15 protein-coding genes are annotated in these 15,092 nt (G+C 67.9%); 10 read left to right on the top strand and 5 right to left on the bottom strand.

Annotated features, from left to right (window positions below; translation table 11 throughout):
* Window positions 1-68 precede the first annotated feature (68 nt).
* Window positions 69-848, top strand: a complete 780-nt coding sequence (locus ACXPWS_RS26610) for a polysaccharide deacetylase family protein (RefSeq protein ID WP_458709514.1) — start codon at window positions 69-71, stop codon at window positions 846-848.
* Here the strand turns inward: ACXPWS_RS26610 and ACXPWS_RS26605 are convergent.
* Complete coding sequence (locus ACXPWS_RS26605; RefSeq protein ID WP_458709513.1) at window positions 795-1,736, bottom strand: SDR family NAD(P)-dependent oxidoreductase; 942 nt, start codon at window positions 1,734-1,736, stop codon at window positions 795-797. The two genes, ACXPWS_RS26610 and ACXPWS_RS26605, sit on opposite strands and share 54 nt — an antisense overlap.
* Before the next feature lie 99 nt (window positions 1,737-1,835).
* On the opposite strand from ACXPWS_RS26605, the gene ACXPWS_RS26600 reads away from it, so the two are divergent.
* A complete protein-coding gene (locus ACXPWS_RS26600; protein WP_458709512.1) occupies window positions 1,836-2,378 on the top strand; it encodes a TetR/AcrR family transcriptional regulator in 543 nt (180 codons plus the stop codon).
* Window positions 2,379-2,609: 231 nt separating this feature from the next.
* Window positions 2,610-4,235 carry a chaperonin GroEL gene (gene groL / locus ACXPWS_RS26595; protein ID WP_458709511.1) on the top strand — a complete coding sequence of 542 codons (1,626 nt, stop codon included), beginning with the start codon at window positions 2,610-2,612 and terminating at the stop codon, window positions 4,233-4,235.
* Between the two features lie 75 nt (window positions 4,236-4,310).
* Here the strand turns inward: groL and ACXPWS_RS26590 are convergent, their stop codons facing one another.
* A complete protein-coding gene (locus ACXPWS_RS26590; RefSeq protein WP_458709510.1) occupies window positions 4,311-4,640 on the bottom strand; it encodes a hypothetical protein in 330 nt (109 codons plus the stop codon).
* A gap of 174 nt (window positions 4,641-4,814) precedes the next feature.
* Between ACXPWS_RS26590 and ACXPWS_RS26585 the strand changes: the two genes are divergently transcribed.
* Entirely contained in the window at window positions 4,815-5,648 is an 834-nt protein-coding gene (locus ACXPWS_RS26585; RefSeq protein ID WP_458709509.1) for an endonuclease domain-containing protein, read from the top strand.
* Window positions 5,649-5,714: 66 nt separating this feature from the next.
* On the opposite strand, the gene ACXPWS_RS26580 is transcribed toward ACXPWS_RS26585, so the two are convergent.
* Together ACXPWS_RS26580 and ACXPWS_RS26575 are read right to left on the bottom strand one after the other, a co-directional pair.
* Window positions 5,715-7,031: an MFS transporter gene (locus ACXPWS_RS26580; protein ID WP_458709508.1), complete on the bottom strand. Its 1,317-nt coding sequence runs from the start codon at window positions 7,029-7,031 to the stop codon at window positions 5,715-5,717.
* A gap of 74 nt (window positions 7,032-7,105) precedes the next feature.
* Entirely contained in the window at window positions 7,106-8,179 is a 1,074-nt protein-coding gene (locus tag ACXPWS_RS26575) for an oxygenase MpaB family protein (protein ID WP_458709507.1), read from the bottom strand.
* 57 nt (window positions 8,180-8,236) lie between these two features.
* Here ACXPWS_RS26575 and ACXPWS_RS26570 point away from each other — a divergent pair, with 57 nt between their 5' ends.
* On the top strand, window positions 8,237-8,863 hold the full coding sequence (locus ACXPWS_RS26570) for a TetR/AcrR family transcriptional regulator (RefSeq protein WP_458709506.1): 627 nt from the start codon (window positions 8,237-8,239) through the stop codon (window positions 8,861-8,863).
* Here ACXPWS_RS26570 and ACXPWS_RS26565 read toward each other — a convergent pair.
* A complete protein-coding gene (locus ACXPWS_RS26565; RefSeq protein ID WP_458713709.1) occupies window positions 8,860-10,596 on the bottom strand; it encodes an N-acyl-D-amino-acid deacylase family protein in 1,737 nt (578 codons plus the stop codon). The two genes, ACXPWS_RS26570 and ACXPWS_RS26565, sit on opposite strands and share 4 nt — an antisense overlap.
* Window positions 10,597-10,648: 52 nt before the next feature.
* Here ACXPWS_RS26565 and ACXPWS_RS26560 point away from each other — a divergent pair, with 52 nt between their 5' ends.
* The 5 genes from ACXPWS_RS26560 to ppk2 all read left to right on the top strand — a co-directional run bounded on the left by ACXPWS_RS26560 (window position 10,649) and on the right by ppk2 (window position 15,074).
* Entirely contained in the window at window positions 10,649-11,032 is a 384-nt protein-coding gene (locus tag ACXPWS_RS26560) for a VOC family protein (protein ID WP_458709505.1), read from the top strand.
* A gap of 36 nt (window positions 11,033-11,068) precedes the next feature.
* The gene (locus tag ACXPWS_RS26555) at window positions 11,069-12,028 is read left to right on the top strand and encodes an SDR family NAD(P)-dependent oxidoreductase (protein ID WP_458709504.1); all 960 of its coding nucleotides are present in this window, start codon (window positions 11,069-11,071) and stop codon (window positions 12,026-12,028) included.
* A 35-nt stretch (window positions 12,029-12,063) separates the two neighbouring features.
* Complete coding sequence (locus ACXPWS_RS26550; RefSeq protein ID WP_458709503.1) at window positions 12,064-12,588, top strand: mycothiol transferase; 525 nt, start codon at window positions 12,064-12,066, stop codon at window positions 12,586-12,588.
* 53 nt (window positions 12,589-12,641) lie between these two features.
* Complete coding sequence (locus ACXPWS_RS26545) at window positions 12,642-14,153, top strand: aldehyde dehydrogenase family protein (protein ID WP_458709502.1); 1,512 nt, start codon at window positions 12,642-12,644, stop codon at window positions 14,151-14,153.
* Window positions 14,154-14,219: 66 nt separating this feature from the next.
* Window positions 14,220-15,074 carry a polyphosphate kinase 2 gene (gene ppk2, locus ACXPWS_RS26540; protein ID WP_458713708.1) on the top strand — a complete coding sequence of 285 codons (855 nt, stop codon included), beginning with the start codon at window positions 14,220-14,222 and terminating at the stop codon, window positions 15,072-15,074.
* Window positions 15,075-15,092: the final 18 nt, after the last annotated feature.

The following is a 15,092-nucleotide window of genomic DNA, read 5'->3' as shown; positions in this document are numbered from 1 at the left end:
TCGTACGACAGCAACCGCACAGCCGACCCGCACAGCGGTTGCAGAGTCGGCACATAGCCTCCGGACGTGTGATCGACAGACGGGCTTTGCTGGCCACGGCGGCGCTGGGCGCGGCAAGCATGTGGCTGGGCACGCCACGCGCGCGGGCCGCGCTGGACCCGACGGTCGTCGCGGGCGAGTACGCCCGGCGCGCACCCACCCAATGGGGAATGGCGCTGCCCGGCATCGCCACCTCGTTCGTCCCGAACGGGCGGCAGATCGCGCTGACCTTCGACGCCTGCATGGGCGGGTGCGATGACGCGCTGCTGGACACGCTGCGTCGCAACGACGTGCCCGCCGTGCTCTTCTTCAACGCCAAGTGGATGGACCAGCACCCCGACCGGGCCGCGCAACTGGCGGCCGATCCGTTGTTCGAGATCGGCAATCACGGCACCCGCCACGTCCCGTTGTCGGTGACCGGGCGGGCGGCCTACGGCATCGCCGGCACCCGCTCGGCGGCCGAGGTGGTCGACGAGGTGTGGGCCAGCCACCAGAAGATCACCGCCTTGGCCGGCAAGCCACCGACCTGGTTCCGGCCGGGCACCGCGCACTACGACGACGTCGGCGTGGCGATCGTCCAGGAACTCGGTGAGCGGCCGCTGGGCTTCACCGTCAACGGTGATGCAGGGGCGACGCTGCCCGCGGCGAAGGTGCGCGCCAACGTCGTCGGCGCTGCCCCCGGATCGATCGTGATCTCGCACATGAATCATCCGCGGGCGGGGACCGCGGCGGGATACGCCGCGGCCATCCCGCAGTTACGCGCGGCCGGTTGGGAGTTCGTCCCACTGCGTGACCGGGTGGTCCAGTGAGTCCGGGAACGTCACCCCGGTGAGTTCCTCGGACACCGCCCACAGCCGGCGCTGCGCCTCGATGTCATAGGAGTATTCGGTCGACGTGACCACCTTCGGGTGGCCTTTCTGCTCGGCGAAACCGTCGGGACCGTAGTACTGACCTCCGAGCGCTCCGGGGTCCGTCGCGGCGCGCAGCGTCGGCAGCGCACCCATGGCTGCGGGTTGGAACAGCGCGCGCGCCGCGGGCAGGGCCAGCTGGAAGGCGCGTGGCAGGTGCCGCACGAGTTCGGTGTCGGACCCGCCCGGGTGCGCGGCCAGCGCCGTGGTGCGTTGCCCGGTCAGTCGGCGCTGCAGCTCATAGGTGAACATCAGGTTGGCGAGCTTGGACTGGCCGTAGGCGACGATCCGGTTGTAGTCGCGCTCCCACTGCAGATCCTCGAATCGGATGGACCGGGCGAACCGGTGTCCGACGCTGCTCACGGTGACGATGCGGGAGCCGGTCACCGGCAGCAGCCGGTCCAGCAGCAGGCCGGTGAGGGCGAAGTGGCCGAGATGATTGGTGCCGAACTGTAGCTCGAAACCGTCGGTGGTGTTCTGCTTGGGCGGGGTCATCACGCCCGCGTTGTTGATCAGCAGGTCGATGCTGGCGTAGGTGTCCTTGAGCTTCGCGGCGGCGGCGCGGACCGAGTCCAGGGAGCCGAGGTCGAGCTGCTCGACGACGACGTCGCCGCCGATCTGGTGGGCGGCCGCGCGGCCCTTGTCGAGATTGCGGACGGCGAGCACGACGTGTGCGCCCCGGCTGGCGAGTGCCTTAGCGGTTTCGAGGCCCAGCCCGGTATTGGCGCCGGTGACGACCGCGGTGCGGCCGGCCTGATCGGGAATGTTGGCGGTGGTCCAGTTCGACATGAGAAACTCCTGGTGTGGGTTAAGCGGGGTGCGTTCTCCGGTTGGTTCCGACTATACGGAACCTGCGCCCCGTTTGTTTGATTCCCTGGGAGGTGGGTCATGCGCGCCGATGCGGCACGGAACCGCGCGCGGGTGCTCGAGGTGGCCTACGAGACCTTCGCGGCCGAAGGGCTGGGTGTGCCGATCGACGAGATCGCGCGCCGGGCAGGTGTGGGTGCGGGCACGGTGTACCGGCACTTCCCTGCCAAGGAGGACCTGTACCGGGCCGTGGTGGCCGAGCGGATCCGCGGCATCGTCGAGCTCGGCCGCGGGTTCCTGGAGTCGCAGGATCCCGGCGCCGGACTGTTCGAGTTCCTCCGGGCGCTGGTGCTGCAGTGGGGTGCCGCCGACCGCGGCCTGGTCGACGCACTGGCCGGGCTGGGCATCGACATCAACTGTGTCGTGCCCGAATCCGAGGTCGATTTCCTGGCGCTGCTCGGCGAACTGCTGGCCGCGGCGCAGCGGGCCGGAGCCGTGCGCCCCGACGTCACGGTGCCGGAGGTCAAGGCCCTGTTGGTGGGTTGCCAGGCCGTCCAGGCCTACAACCCCGCGGTCGCCGAACACGCCACGAACGTGGTGTTCGACGGGCTCCGGGCCCGCTGAACGATTGATTCTGCTCTTCGCGCAAGCGGCTCATCGGTGTTTTTGCTCTTCGCGCAAGCGGCTCATCGACCTTGCACTCGCCATGGGCGAGTGCTAAAAATGACGTTGGCACTCTCGATCTGTGAGTGCTAGGTCGGGCCGGTGAGGCAGGGAGCACACCCACGCCGTCCGTCGCGGGCACTGAACCCGACCAAAAGACGTGCAATTCCCAACCGGAGGAATCACCTCGCAATGGCCAAGACAATTGCGTATGACGAAGAGGCCCGCCGCGGCCTCGAGCGGGGCCTCAATGCCCTCGCTGACGCCGTAAAGGTGACGCTGGGCCCCAAGGGCCGCAACGTCGTCCTGGAGAAGAAGTGGGGCGCTCCCACGATCACCAACGATGGTGTGTCCATCGCCAAGGAGATCGAGCTGGAGGACCCGTACGAGAAGATCGGCGCTGAGCTGGTCAAAGAGGTCGCCAAGAAGACCGACGACGTCGCGGGCGACGGAACCACCACCGCCACCGTCCTGGCCCAGGCCCTCGTTCGCGAAGGCCTGCGCAACGTCGCCGCCGGCGCCAACCCGCTCGGCCTGAAGCGCGGCATCGAGAAGGCCGTCGAGGCTGTCACCGCTCGCCTGCTCTCGACCGCCAAAGAGGTCGAGACCAAGGAGCAGATCGCTGCCACCGCCGGCATCTCCGCCGGTGACCAGTCGATCGGTGACCTGATCGCCGAGGCTCTGGACAAGGTCGGCAACGAGGGTGTCATCACCGTCGAGGAGTCGAACACCTTCGGCCTGCAGCTGGAGCTCACCGAGGGCATGCGCTTCGACAAGGGCTACATCTCGGGTTACTTCGTGACCGACGCCGAGCGTCAGGAAGCGGTCCTCGAGGATCCCTACATCCTGCTGGTCTCCGGCAAGGTGTCGACGGTCAAGGATCTGCTGCCGCTGCTGGAGAAGGTCATCCAGTCCGGCAAGCCGTTGCTGATCATCGCCGAGGACGTCGAGGGCGAAGCCCTGTCGACCCTGGTGGTCAACAAGATCCGTGGCACCTTCAAGTCTGTGGCCGTCAAGGCCCCGGGCTTCGGTGACCGCCGCAAGGCCATGCTGCAGGACATCGCCATCCTCACCGGTGGCCAGGTCATCAGCGAAGAGGTCGGCCTCTCGCTGGAGACCGCCGATGTCGCTCTGCTGGGCACCGCGCGCAAGGTCGTCATCACCAAGGATGAGACCACCATCGTCGAGGGCTCGGGCGACTCCGACGCCATCGCCGGCCGGGTGGCCCAGATCCGCGCCGAGATCGAGAACAGCGACTCCGACTACGACCGCGAGAAGCTGCAGGAGCGCCTGGCCAAGCTGGCCGGCGGTGTTGCGGTGATCAAGGCCGGAGCTGCCACCGAGGTGGAGCTCAAGGAGCGCAAGCACCGCATCGAGGACGCCGTCCGCAACGCGAAGGCTGCCGTCGAAGAGGGCATCGTCGCCGGTGGCGGCGTGGCTTTGCTGCAGTCGGCCCCGGCGCTCGACGAGCTCAAGCTCGAGGGTGACGAGGCCACCGGTGCCAACATCGTGCGCGTCGCGCTGTCGGCCCCGCTGAAGCAGATCGCCTTCAACGGTGGTCTGGAGCCGGGTGTCGTCGCCGAGAAGGTGTCGAACCTGCCCGCCGGTCACGGCCTGAACGCCGCGACCAACGTGTACGAGGACCTGCTGGCCGCCGGCGTTGCCGACCCGGTCAAGGTCACCCGCTCGGCGCTGCAGAACGCGGCGTCCATCGCGGCGCTGTTCCTCACCACCGAGGCCGTCGTCGCCGACAAGCCGGAGAAGGCCGCCGCACCTGCGGGCGACCCGACCGGTGGCATGGGCGGTATGGACTTCTAAGTCCCTTCACGAGAAAAGCCCGGTTCCCCTGGAGAAGATCCAGTGGGGCCGGGCTTTTTCGTGTCGTCGGGTTGGTTACTGCTGTACCTGCGCCGCGCGCGGGGGCACCTGTTGCGTGGCGATATGCCGGGAGTAGAAGCCGTAGTTGGGAACATTCGTGGTGCCGAGCAGCTTGCCGCTGCTGTCGTACACCTTGCACACCTCGTAGCGGTCCTGGCCGACCCGTTCCGTGCTGTACACGCCCGTCACGGCGCCGGTGGCGTAGTCCTGCGGGGCGGTGGTGCAGTGGTGCTGGAACGTATCGGCCTGGGCGGCCGGTGCGGTGAGGGCCAGCGCGCCGGCGGCCATAGCGCCCGCGGCGACGGCGGTGGCGGCGAGCTGGCGAAGGCGAGTGCTGCTGTTCATGAGGGCTCCTATGGTCTGTCGCGACTCGTTGTGTGCCGCGTTCACAGGTAGGAGCGAGCAGCCTCCGCAGTTCCCTCACTTTTTTCATCCCCAGTGTGGGTTCTATGCACAGGTGCAGGTCGACGGTGGTGCACGCGGCCCACAGTCGTCGGTGTGGTCGCCGAATGTGCGGGAATGGAACCCTTTCTCGGCAGCGCCGCCATCCGCCGCGGTGAACTGACCCGGCGTGGACTGACCCGCCGGTACGTGCCCGTCTACCGGGATGTGTACGTCTCGCGCGATATCGAACTGACGGCCCGGATCAGGGCGCAGGCGGCCTGGCTGTCCTCGGGCGCCACCCTCGCGGGTGTCTCGGCCGCGGCGGTGCACGGCGCCAAGTGGCTGAACCCTGATCTGCCGGCGGAGATCCTTCGTGCCGACCGGCACGCGCAAGCCGGCATGGCCGTGCACACCTGGAAACTCGGGGCGGGGCAGACGTGTTCGGTGAGCGGCATCGAGTGCACGACGCCGGCTCGCACCGCCTTCGACCTCGGCCGCCGGTATACCGAGACTCAGGCGGTCGCGCTGGTGGATGCGCTCATGAACGCCACCGGCGTATCCATCGCAGAGGTGATGTCCGTGGCGGCGGTCCATCCAGGGGCGCGCGGCATCGTGCGGCTGCGGGCGGTATTGGATCTGGTGGATGGCGGCGCGGAGTCGCCGCGGGAGAGCAGGCTGCGGCTGCTTCTGATCCGCGCCGGGCTGCCGCGCCCGGAAACCCAGATAGCGTTCCGCGATCTCCGCATCCGTGTCGACATGGGCTGGCGCCGATGGCAGGTCGCCGTCGAGTACGACGGCGCGCAGCACTGGACCGATCCGCGGCAACGGTCATGGGATATCGACCGCATCGCCCTGCTCGAAGAAGCCGGCTGGGCAGTCGTGCGGGTGAGCGCTGAGATGATGTCTCGCCCGGTGGTGGTCATCGAGCGCGTGAGGGCGAAGTTGCGCGCCGCGGGCTGCCCGCTGTGAATGTCGACTGTGTGGGATGTGAGCGTGCATGCGCGAAAAAGCGTGCGCGCGACCCACACTCGTGGTCTAGATGTCGGCCAGCGGGGTCGGCTTGAGCAATGACGTGGCGACCACACTGATCACCGAGGTGCCCACCAGGTAGGCGCACGCGATCCACGGCGAGCCACCGGCGGCCCCGATCAACGCCGTGAGGATCAGCGGGGTCAGGCCCGAGGCGTACACCCCGGACAGCTGATAGACCGTGGACAGTCCGGTGTAGCGGATCCGCGCCGGGAACAGCGAGGCGTACAGGGTGCCCTGCGCGCCGTAGAACAACGCGTGGATGACGCCGAACACCACCAGCATCGCCACGGCGTACAGCGCGATGTTCTTGGTGCCGAACAGCGCGAACACCGGGAACACCGCAACGCCGTACGCCGCGATACCGATGGTGTAGATCCGTTTGGCCCCGTACCGGTCGGTCAGCAGACCCGATACCGGCAGCAGCGCCGCCATCAGCAGGGCGGCCACCGTGACCGACACCAGCACCGGCACCTTCTCCAGTTTCAGGGTGCCCGTCGCGTAGGCGATCGCGAAGACACCCCAGGTGTTGAACGCCGCGCCCTCACCCCACCGGGACAACATGCCGAGCACCGTGGAGCGCAGTACCGGCGGAGTGAAGACCTCCCGCACCGGCACGCTCGCCCGTTCGCCGCTGTCGCGCACCTTCTCGAAGGCCGGGGTTTCGGTGGCCCGCAATCGAACCACCACGCCGAAGGCCACCAGCGCGATGCTCAGCAGGAACGCGATCCGCCACCCGTAGGCCAGGAATGCCGCGTCGGACAGCGTGGCCTGCAGTATCGCGAACACGCCGGTGCCCAGCGCCAGGCCCAGCGCCAGGCCGACCTGGGGAATGCTGCCGAACAGCCCGCGTTTGTGCACCGGGCTGTGCTCGACGGCCAGCAGCACCGCACCGGCCCATTCCCCGCCGAGCGCGAAGCCCTGCACGATGCGCAGCAGCAACAGCAGGATCGGCGCCATGACGCCGATCTGTGCGGCGGTCGGCAGCACGCCCATCAGGGCGGTGGCACCGCCCATCAGGAACATCGTCAACGCCAGTGTCTTCTTCCTGCCGATCCGGTCACCGATGTGGCCGAACACGAATCCGCCGATGGGGCGGACCACGAACCCGACGGCGAACGTCGCGAAGGACAACAGCGTGCCGACGAACGTCGTCTGGTCCGGGAAGAACGCGTGGTTGAAGACCAGGCTGGCGGCGGTGGCGTAGAGGAAGAAGTCGTACCACTCGATGGTGGTACCGACCAGGCTGGCCCACAGCGCGGTACGCGCCTGAGGCGAGATGGTCCGGTCCTGATCACCGGGGGCCGGCGCGGTCACAGTCACGGGAATCAATCCACGCATGTGGGCCGGTCTGCCGGCCAGGGTTACGCGCGCGGTGATCGAAAGGGCGGCTCAGCTCAGGTGATCGACCCCAGGATGGGCTGGGATTCCAGCAGGCCGTCATCGCTGGGTGCGGTGCCCTCGGTGAACACGCGCTGATGCTGACGGGCGCGCCACTCCAGATGGGCCTGGGCCGGTTTGTCGTATCCGTAACGTTCGCGGGCTTGCGCCGGGGTGATCACCTCGCGGTGCACAGGAGGCACGCCGCGCAGCACCGGTGCGACCACGGGAACCGTTGCCGGCGAGATGATCCGGATCACCCGCAGCCGGATCGCGGGCGGGCTGACCTGCAGGGCCGCGAAGGACAGCCGCAGGATGGGCCGCACCAGGATGTCGGTCAGCCGGGACTGTCGCAATTCACCCATCTCGCGCATCCACCGGGGCATGGTGGCGATGACCCCGGCGCGCAGGATGCGGTTGATCACCCAGGTGGCCGGGGTGAGCACGCCACGCATAGGTGACACCAGCGCGGCCCCGTTGGCCAGGTGGGTCATGGCTTGGCGGGCGATCGGTGAGCCGGCCAACTGTGGGCGCATCCGCTCGAAGTAGGCGCGGACGCCGTCGCGGTCGCGGGGGACGTCGGCGGGGTCGCAGGTCTGCAGTTCGGCGGCCACCGCGCACTGGGCCCAGTACTGCCGCTCCTCGTCCTGCGACAGCTTGCCCGGTCCGTAGGTCTCGTATGCGTACAGGATCGAATGCCAAGCGGTCAGGTGGATCCACAGTTGCGATTCGGGATCGTTTGCGTCATAACGTTTTCCGCTGTAGGGGTCGTTGCCGATCGCTTTCGAGTGCACCTTGACCAGCACGTCGGCGGCCTTGGCGGTGGTCCGCGAATCCCCGAAGGCGACCAGGGCGAAATAGTGCAGGGTGCGGTCGTAACGGGTGCGCGGGCGACGGTAGATGTCCTGAGTGGTGTCGACGGCGGCGACCAGTGCGGGGTCGAGTTCCTCGACCACCACCGACCGGATGAACCCCACGGTCAGGGAGGTGGGATAGCTCCACACTTTCCACGTCACCGAATCCGGTCCGAAAAAGCCGTAGTCCTCGGCCGGTTCCGTGGTCACCGGTGTCCGGAGATGTTGCAGCACCATGAGCGATCCTCCCGTTCGTCGTAGCGCAATTCCTACATTGATGTAGCATTTTCCTACATGACCGTAGGAACTGCCGTCAAGAGGCGGGCATCGCACCTCGGGCCTGAGCGCAGGCGTCCGCAGGTGCTGGATGCGGCCATGCAGATCGCCCTGGACGAGGGCATCCCGGCCGTCACAATCGAGGCCATCGCGAGCCGGCTCGGCGTCACCCGGCCGGTGGTCTACGCGTGCTACGGCAACCGGGTCGAGGTGCTGACCGCGCTGCTGGAACGGGAGGAGCGCACGCTCATCGAAGGCGTGCTGAGTGCTTACCCGGCGCCGGGCAGCTACCCCAAGACCGAAGCGGCCTACGTCGGCGGTATGCAGGCACTACTGAGCACGGTCGCCGCGCACCCCGACACCTGGCGAATGTTGTTCTGTGCCAACCCGGGTCGAGATGTGGCCGAGAAGTTCTCCAGAGGGCGCGCGCTGATCGGGGGGCAATTCGAGCAACTGGTGCGCCCCGACCTGCAGCGGTGGGGCATCGCAGACGCCGAACGCAAGGCGCCGGTACTGGTGGAACTGTTCGTGTCGATGGCCGAGAGTGCGGTACGCAGCTTGCTGGACGAGGGCAATGCCTGCACGGCCGAGGAATTGGGTGAGCTCGTCGGCAGGGCGGCGTTCCGGGCGATCCGCGGGGCTTAGCCCGCCGGAGCCGGCTGCCTGCCGCGCACGAGCTTGCCCGGGCGCGCGTCGGTGGGCACCCCGTGTTCGGCGATGACCTGCCCGGCGACGATGGTGGCCACATAACCCTGCGCGGTCTGATCGAGTCGGCGCCCGCCGGCCGGCAGGTCATGTACCACCGTCGGCTTGTGCAATCGCAGCGCCGCATGGTCGATGACGTTGAGGTCGCCCTTGTATCCGACGGCGATGCGGCCGCGGTCGGCCAGCCCCGCCACCCGCGCCGGCGTCGTGGTCAATTCCCGCACCGCCTCGGCGACGCCGAGTCGGCCGGCCGGCCGGTCACGCACCCAGTGGGTCAGCATGTAGGTGGGAAAGCTTGCGTCGCAGATCATCCCGTAGTGCGCCCCGCCGTCGCCGAGGCCCAGCACCACGTCGTCGCGGCGCACCAGCTCGGCGACGGTGTCCAGTGATCCGTCGCGGAAGTTGGCCAGCGTGACCAGCAGCATGGCGTGGCCGTCATCGTCGAGCAGCCGGTCGTAGGCCTCCTCCAGCGGCGTCACCCCGCGGGCCGCGGCGCGCGCGGCGATACTGTCGGACGGGTCGGGTTCGTAATCGGGCGGGTCGCCGAGGGGGAAGATGTAGTCCCAGGCCTGTACCGCGAACATCAGCGGGTGCCCGTCGCTGGCCGGTGAATCGGTCAGGATACGTTCCCGCACTTCGGGTTTGCGCATCTCGGCGACGCGTTCGGCCAGCGGCATCTCGGCGATCGCGCGGTAGCTCGGATACATGACGAACGGATTGCCGGACAGCTCCAGGCCGATGACCAGGCCGATGGGCCGCGGGAAGATCTGCGCGGTGATCATCGGACCGTCCGCTCCGGCATTCTGATTGGCCTTCTCGACCATCCGCAGCGCATCCAGATGCAATGCGGGCCCGGCATTTCCGATCGCCAGGGTGAAGGTGACGGGCAACCCGACGTCGGCGGCCACGTCGAACACCGCCTGCAGCGCGCCTTCGTAGTCGGCGGCCAGCAGGTCGGGAACGAACTGGATCAACCCACCGCCGGCATCCTTGACGCCGAGCGCGATGGCCTCGATCTCGTCGTGGCCGGCGTCGTAACTCGGAATCGGCTGGCCGCTCTCGGTCTTGTGGATGGTCAGCCGCGAGGATGCGAAGCCGAGCGCGCCGACCTCAATGGCCTCGGCCGCCAGTTTGCGCATCTGTGACAGGTCTTCGGGGGTCGCGGGTTCGCGGTCGACTCCGCGTCGGCCCATCACGTACACGCGCAGCGGTGAGTGCGGCAGGAACGCCGCCACATCGATATCCCTGCGCCTCGCGTCGACGGCGTCCAGGAACTCCGGGAAGGTCTCCCACGTCCAGGGCAAGCCATCGACCATCACCACACCGGGGATGTCCTCGACACCGGCCATCACGTCCACCAGCGTCTCGTGGTCGGCGGGCCGGCACGGCGCAAAGCCCACTCCGCAGTTGCCCATCACGGCCGTGGTCACCCCGTGCGCCGAGGACGGGGTCATCCGCTCCGACCAGATCGCCTGCCCGTCGTAGTGCGTGTGCAGGTCCACGAAACCCGGTGTGACGAGCAGGCCGGCCGCATCGATCTCGCGGGCCCCGTCTCCGGGCACCGTCCCGACCGCGGTGATCACCCCGTCGGTGACGGCCACATCGCCGAAGTACGGTTCCCCACCCGACCCGTCGACGATGGTGCCGTTGCGGATCACGAGGTCGTGGGCCACCCCATCGCGCCGTTCGCCCTGGATTGTCATACCTCGAACTTACGATGGCTTCGTGATCGATCACCTGGGAATCAACTGTGCAGACTTCGCCAAGTCGCAAGAGTTCTACGACACCGTCCTGGGGGTTCTCGGTTTCACCCGGCAGATGGATTTCGGGGTGGCCATCGGCTACGGCCGCGACGGCCACGCCGACTTCTGGATCGCCGATCAGAACGCCGGTGACGCCGGCGGTCCGAACCGGGAGGTACACGTCGCCCTGCAGGCCGCCGACAACGACGCCGTGCAGCGGTTCTACGACGCCGCGGTGGGGCTGGGTGCCGAATCGCTGCACGCGCCGCGGTTGTGGCCGGAGTATCACCCGGGCTACTTCGGGGCGTTCGTGCGCGACCCGGACGGCAACAACGTCGAGGCGGTTTTCCACGGCGCAAAGGCCTGACGGGAATCAATCCGCCGGGCAGCGGTTGGAACCGAGGTGAGCCTTTCGACTCTTGACGATGCCCGCATCACCACTCCGTTCGGCTTCGAATCGACCGCGGCCGACGTGATCGCCGGGGTGGACCTGACCGGCAGAACCGCGATCGTCACCGGCGCCTCCTCCGGGATCGGTGTCGAGACGGCCCGCGCGCTGGCCGGTGCCGGCGCCGCCGTCACGCTGGCCGTGCGCGACGTGGCCGGTACCCGCCCCATCGCCGACGAGATCCGGCACAGCACCGGCAACGACGCGGTGTCGGTGGCGGCACTGGACCTCAGCAGACCCGACAGCGTGGTGGCGTTCGCCAGCGCCTGGACCGGGCCCGTACACATCCTGGTGAACAACGCCGGGGTGATGGCCGTACAGGAACTGACCTTGACCGAGGACGGTCATGAGTTGCAGTTCGCCACCAATCACCTCGGGCATTTCGCGCTCGCCGTGGGCCTGTACGACGCACTGCGTCAGGCCGGGGGAGCGCGCATCGTCTCGGTGAGCTCGTCGGGGCATCTGCGCTCGCCGGTGGTGTTCGACGACATCGACTTCGCGTTCCGCGCCTACGACCCCTTCGGCGCGTACGGGCAGAGCAAGACCGCCAATGTGCTGTTCGCGGTCGAGGCCGGCCGGCGCTGGGCCGGGGACGGCATCACCGCGAACGCGCTGATGCCCGGCGGCATCGCCACCGCGCTGCAGCGTCACCTTCCCCTCGGCTACCACAAGGAGGCGCGCGCCCGCTTCCACCGGGCGGGGACGGCATTCAAGAGCATCGAGCAGGGTGCGGCCACCTCGGTCCTGCTGGCGGCCTCACCCCTGGTCGAGGGCGTGAGCGGCCGGTACTTCGAGGACTGCAACGAGGCCGCCGTGGTGGACCGCAGTGACGGCGGGATCGGCGGGGTGGCGCCGTACGCGTTGGATGTGGAGAACGCCGAGCGGTTGTGGGACCTGTCGCTGGCGATGCTGTAGATCGCCGGTCGGCATACGCAGGTAGCGTCGGGAACGTGGCTGAAAAGGACAATGCTGCCGCCCGCGAACTGCTCCGGGATTCGTTCACACGGCTCATCGAGCATGTCGACGACCTGACCGACGGCCTCACCGAGGAGTTGTCGTCCTGGCGGCCCACCCCGGCGGCCAACAGCATCGCCTGGCTGATCTGGCACAGCGCTCGCCAACATGATGTGCAGCTCGCCGATATCGCCGGCACCGAACAGGTGTGGACCCGAGAGGGTTGGCGGGAGCGCTTCGGACTCGACCTGCCCGGCAACGACATGGGCTACGGGCACACCTCAGAAGAAGTGGGCAAGGTGCATGCCCCGGCCGAGTTGCTGGCCGGGTATTACCACGCGGTGCACAAGTTCAGCCTGGAGTACATCGCCTCGGTGGATGACCAGGAACTGACGCGCATCGTCGACGAGCGATGGAACCCGCCGGTCACCGCCGGTGTGCGGCTGGTCAGTATCGTCGACGACGCTGCTCAGCACCTGGGGCAGGCGGCCTATGTGCGGGGTATCGCGCCCCGAAGTTGACAGGTGTCAACCCCGGTGCGAGCTGCGTCACATGCGCGGTTTAGCATGGCGGTATGACTGCCACCGCAGACCGCTCCGATATCGCCACCATCCTCAATCCCGCCACGGGTGCCGTGGCCGGCGAGGTGCGCTGGACTGCGCCCGCCGATGTCGCCCGGATCGCCACCGGACTGCGCGAGGCGCAGCGGGCCTGGGAAGCCCGCGGCGCCAAGGGGCGCGCCAAGGTGCTGGCGCGCTACGCCGTATGGCTGGACGAGCACCGCGACGAGATCGAGCGACTGCTGATCGCCGAGACCGGCAAATCGGCAACGGACGCCGCGCAGGAGGTGCTGTTGCTGAGCATCATCCTGTCGTACTACATCAAGGCGGTGGAGAAGGCGATGACGCCGGAGAGCAGGCCCGCCCCGGTGCCGTTCCTCTCGGTGAAGAAGATCGTCGTGCATTACCGCCCGCGTGCGGTGGTCGGCATCATCGCGCCGTGGAATTATCCCGTGGCCAACGCGCTGATGGACGCCATCGGCGCACTGGCCGCCGGCTGTGCGGTGCTGCTCAAGCCGTCCGAGCGAACGCCCTTGACCGCCGAGGTGCTGCTGCGTGGCTGGATCGACTCCGGCGCCCCCGAGGTGCTGGCCCTGGCCCAGGGTGCCCGGGAGGTGTCCGAGGCCGTCATCGACAATTCCGACTACATCCAGTTCACCGGCTCCTGCGCCACCGGCGTCAAGGTGATGGAACGGGCCGCGCGCCGGCTCACCCCGGTCAGCCTCGAGCTCGGCGGCAAGGATCCGATGATCGTGCTGGAGGATGCCGACGTGGAACTGGCGGCGAACGCCGCGGTGTGGGGCGCGATGTTCAACGCCGGGCAGACCTGCGTCTCGGTGGAGCGGGTGTACGTGCTGGAACCGGTCTACGACCAGTTCGTCGCCGCCGTGGTCAAGGCGGTGGAGAACCTCAAGGTCGGTGCGGGCGAGGGCTACGATTTCGGCGCGCTGATCGACGAGTCGCAGCTGGCCATCACCGAACGGCATGTCGCCGACGCCCTGGCCAAGGGCGGCCGCGCCCTGACCGGAGGTAAGCGCGCGGATGGGCCCGGCAGCTTCTACCTGCCCACGGTGCTGGTCGACGTCGACCACTCGATGGAGTGCATGACGGAGGAGACCTTCGGGCCGACGCTGCCGATCATGAAGGTGTCCTCGGTGGGTGAGGCGGTCCGGCTGGCCAACGACAGCCCATACGGGCTGAGTGCGGCGGTGTTCTCCAAGAATGTCGATCGGGCGAGAGATGTTGCGCTGCAGCTCGATTGCGGCGCGGTCAACGTCAACGACGTGATCTCGAACCTGATGTGCACGACGGCCCCGATGAGCGGCTGGAAGACCTCGGGCATCGGCGCGCGGTTCGGCGGTGTCGACGGGGTGCGCAAGTTCTGCAGGCAGGAGACCGTCGTGGTGCCCCGGCTGAACGCGGGTGCGGGCAGCAACTATTACAACCACTCGCAGAAGGCGCTGGCCCGGGCGAACAAGTTGATGACCAAGCTGGCGCAGGCCCGGCCCAGGCGCGAAGCCAAGTAGCACACCTGCTGTTCACCCGGATGTCACCGGCTGGTACGTCCGGGTGGATAGCTTCGTGCCGTGACGATTCTGGACACCAACGGCTACGCCGTCCGCGACGACGACGACGACGATCCCGAACTGCTGCTCATGCCCAGCGGCGAAGTCGTCGACACCTGGCGTGAGGGCTACCCGTACGACGAGCGGATGAAGCGCTCCGAGTACGAGGAGCAGAAGCGGCTGTTGCAGATCGAGCTGCTGAAGTTGCAGAAGTGGAGCCAGGCCAACGGCCACCGGCATGTCATCGTGTTCGAGGGCCGCGACGCCGCGGGCAAGGGTGGCACCATCAAGCGGTTCATGGAGCACCTGAACCCGCGTGGCGCGCGCGTCGTGGCCCTGGAGAAGCCGACCGAGAAGGAACGCACCCAGTGGTACTTCCAGCGCTACGTCACCCACCTGCCCGCCGCCGGTGAGGTCGTGCTGTTCGACCGGTCCTGGTACAACCGGGCCGGTGTGGAACGGGTGATGGGGTACTGCACCCCCAGGCAGCACGCCGAATTCATCCGCCAAGCACCACTTTTCGAACAGATGCTGGTGAACGAGGGAATCAGCCTGACCAAGCTGTGGTTCTCGGTGACCCAGGCCGAGCAGCGCACCCGGTTCACCATCCGCCAGGTCGACCCGGTGCGCCAGTGGAAGCTGTCCCCGACGGATCTGGCCTCGCTGGACAAGTGGGACGACTACACCGGGGCCAAGGAAGACATGTTCGCCTGGACCGACACCGAGATCGCGCCGTGGACCGTCGTGAAAAGCAACGACAAGAAACGCGCCAGGATCAACGCGATGCGCTACGTCCTGGGTAAGTTCAACTACGACAACAAGGACCATGAAGTGGTCGGCCAGTCCGACCCGCTGATCGTGGGACGCGCACTCGGCGACTAGCACCGCCAGGCCGCGGCG

The sequence above is a fragment of the Mycobacterium sp. BMJ-28 genome (assembly GCF_054404835.1).
Note: the sequence above shows the minus strand (reverse complement) of the source record. Positions and strands in the feature narration are given on the sequence as shown.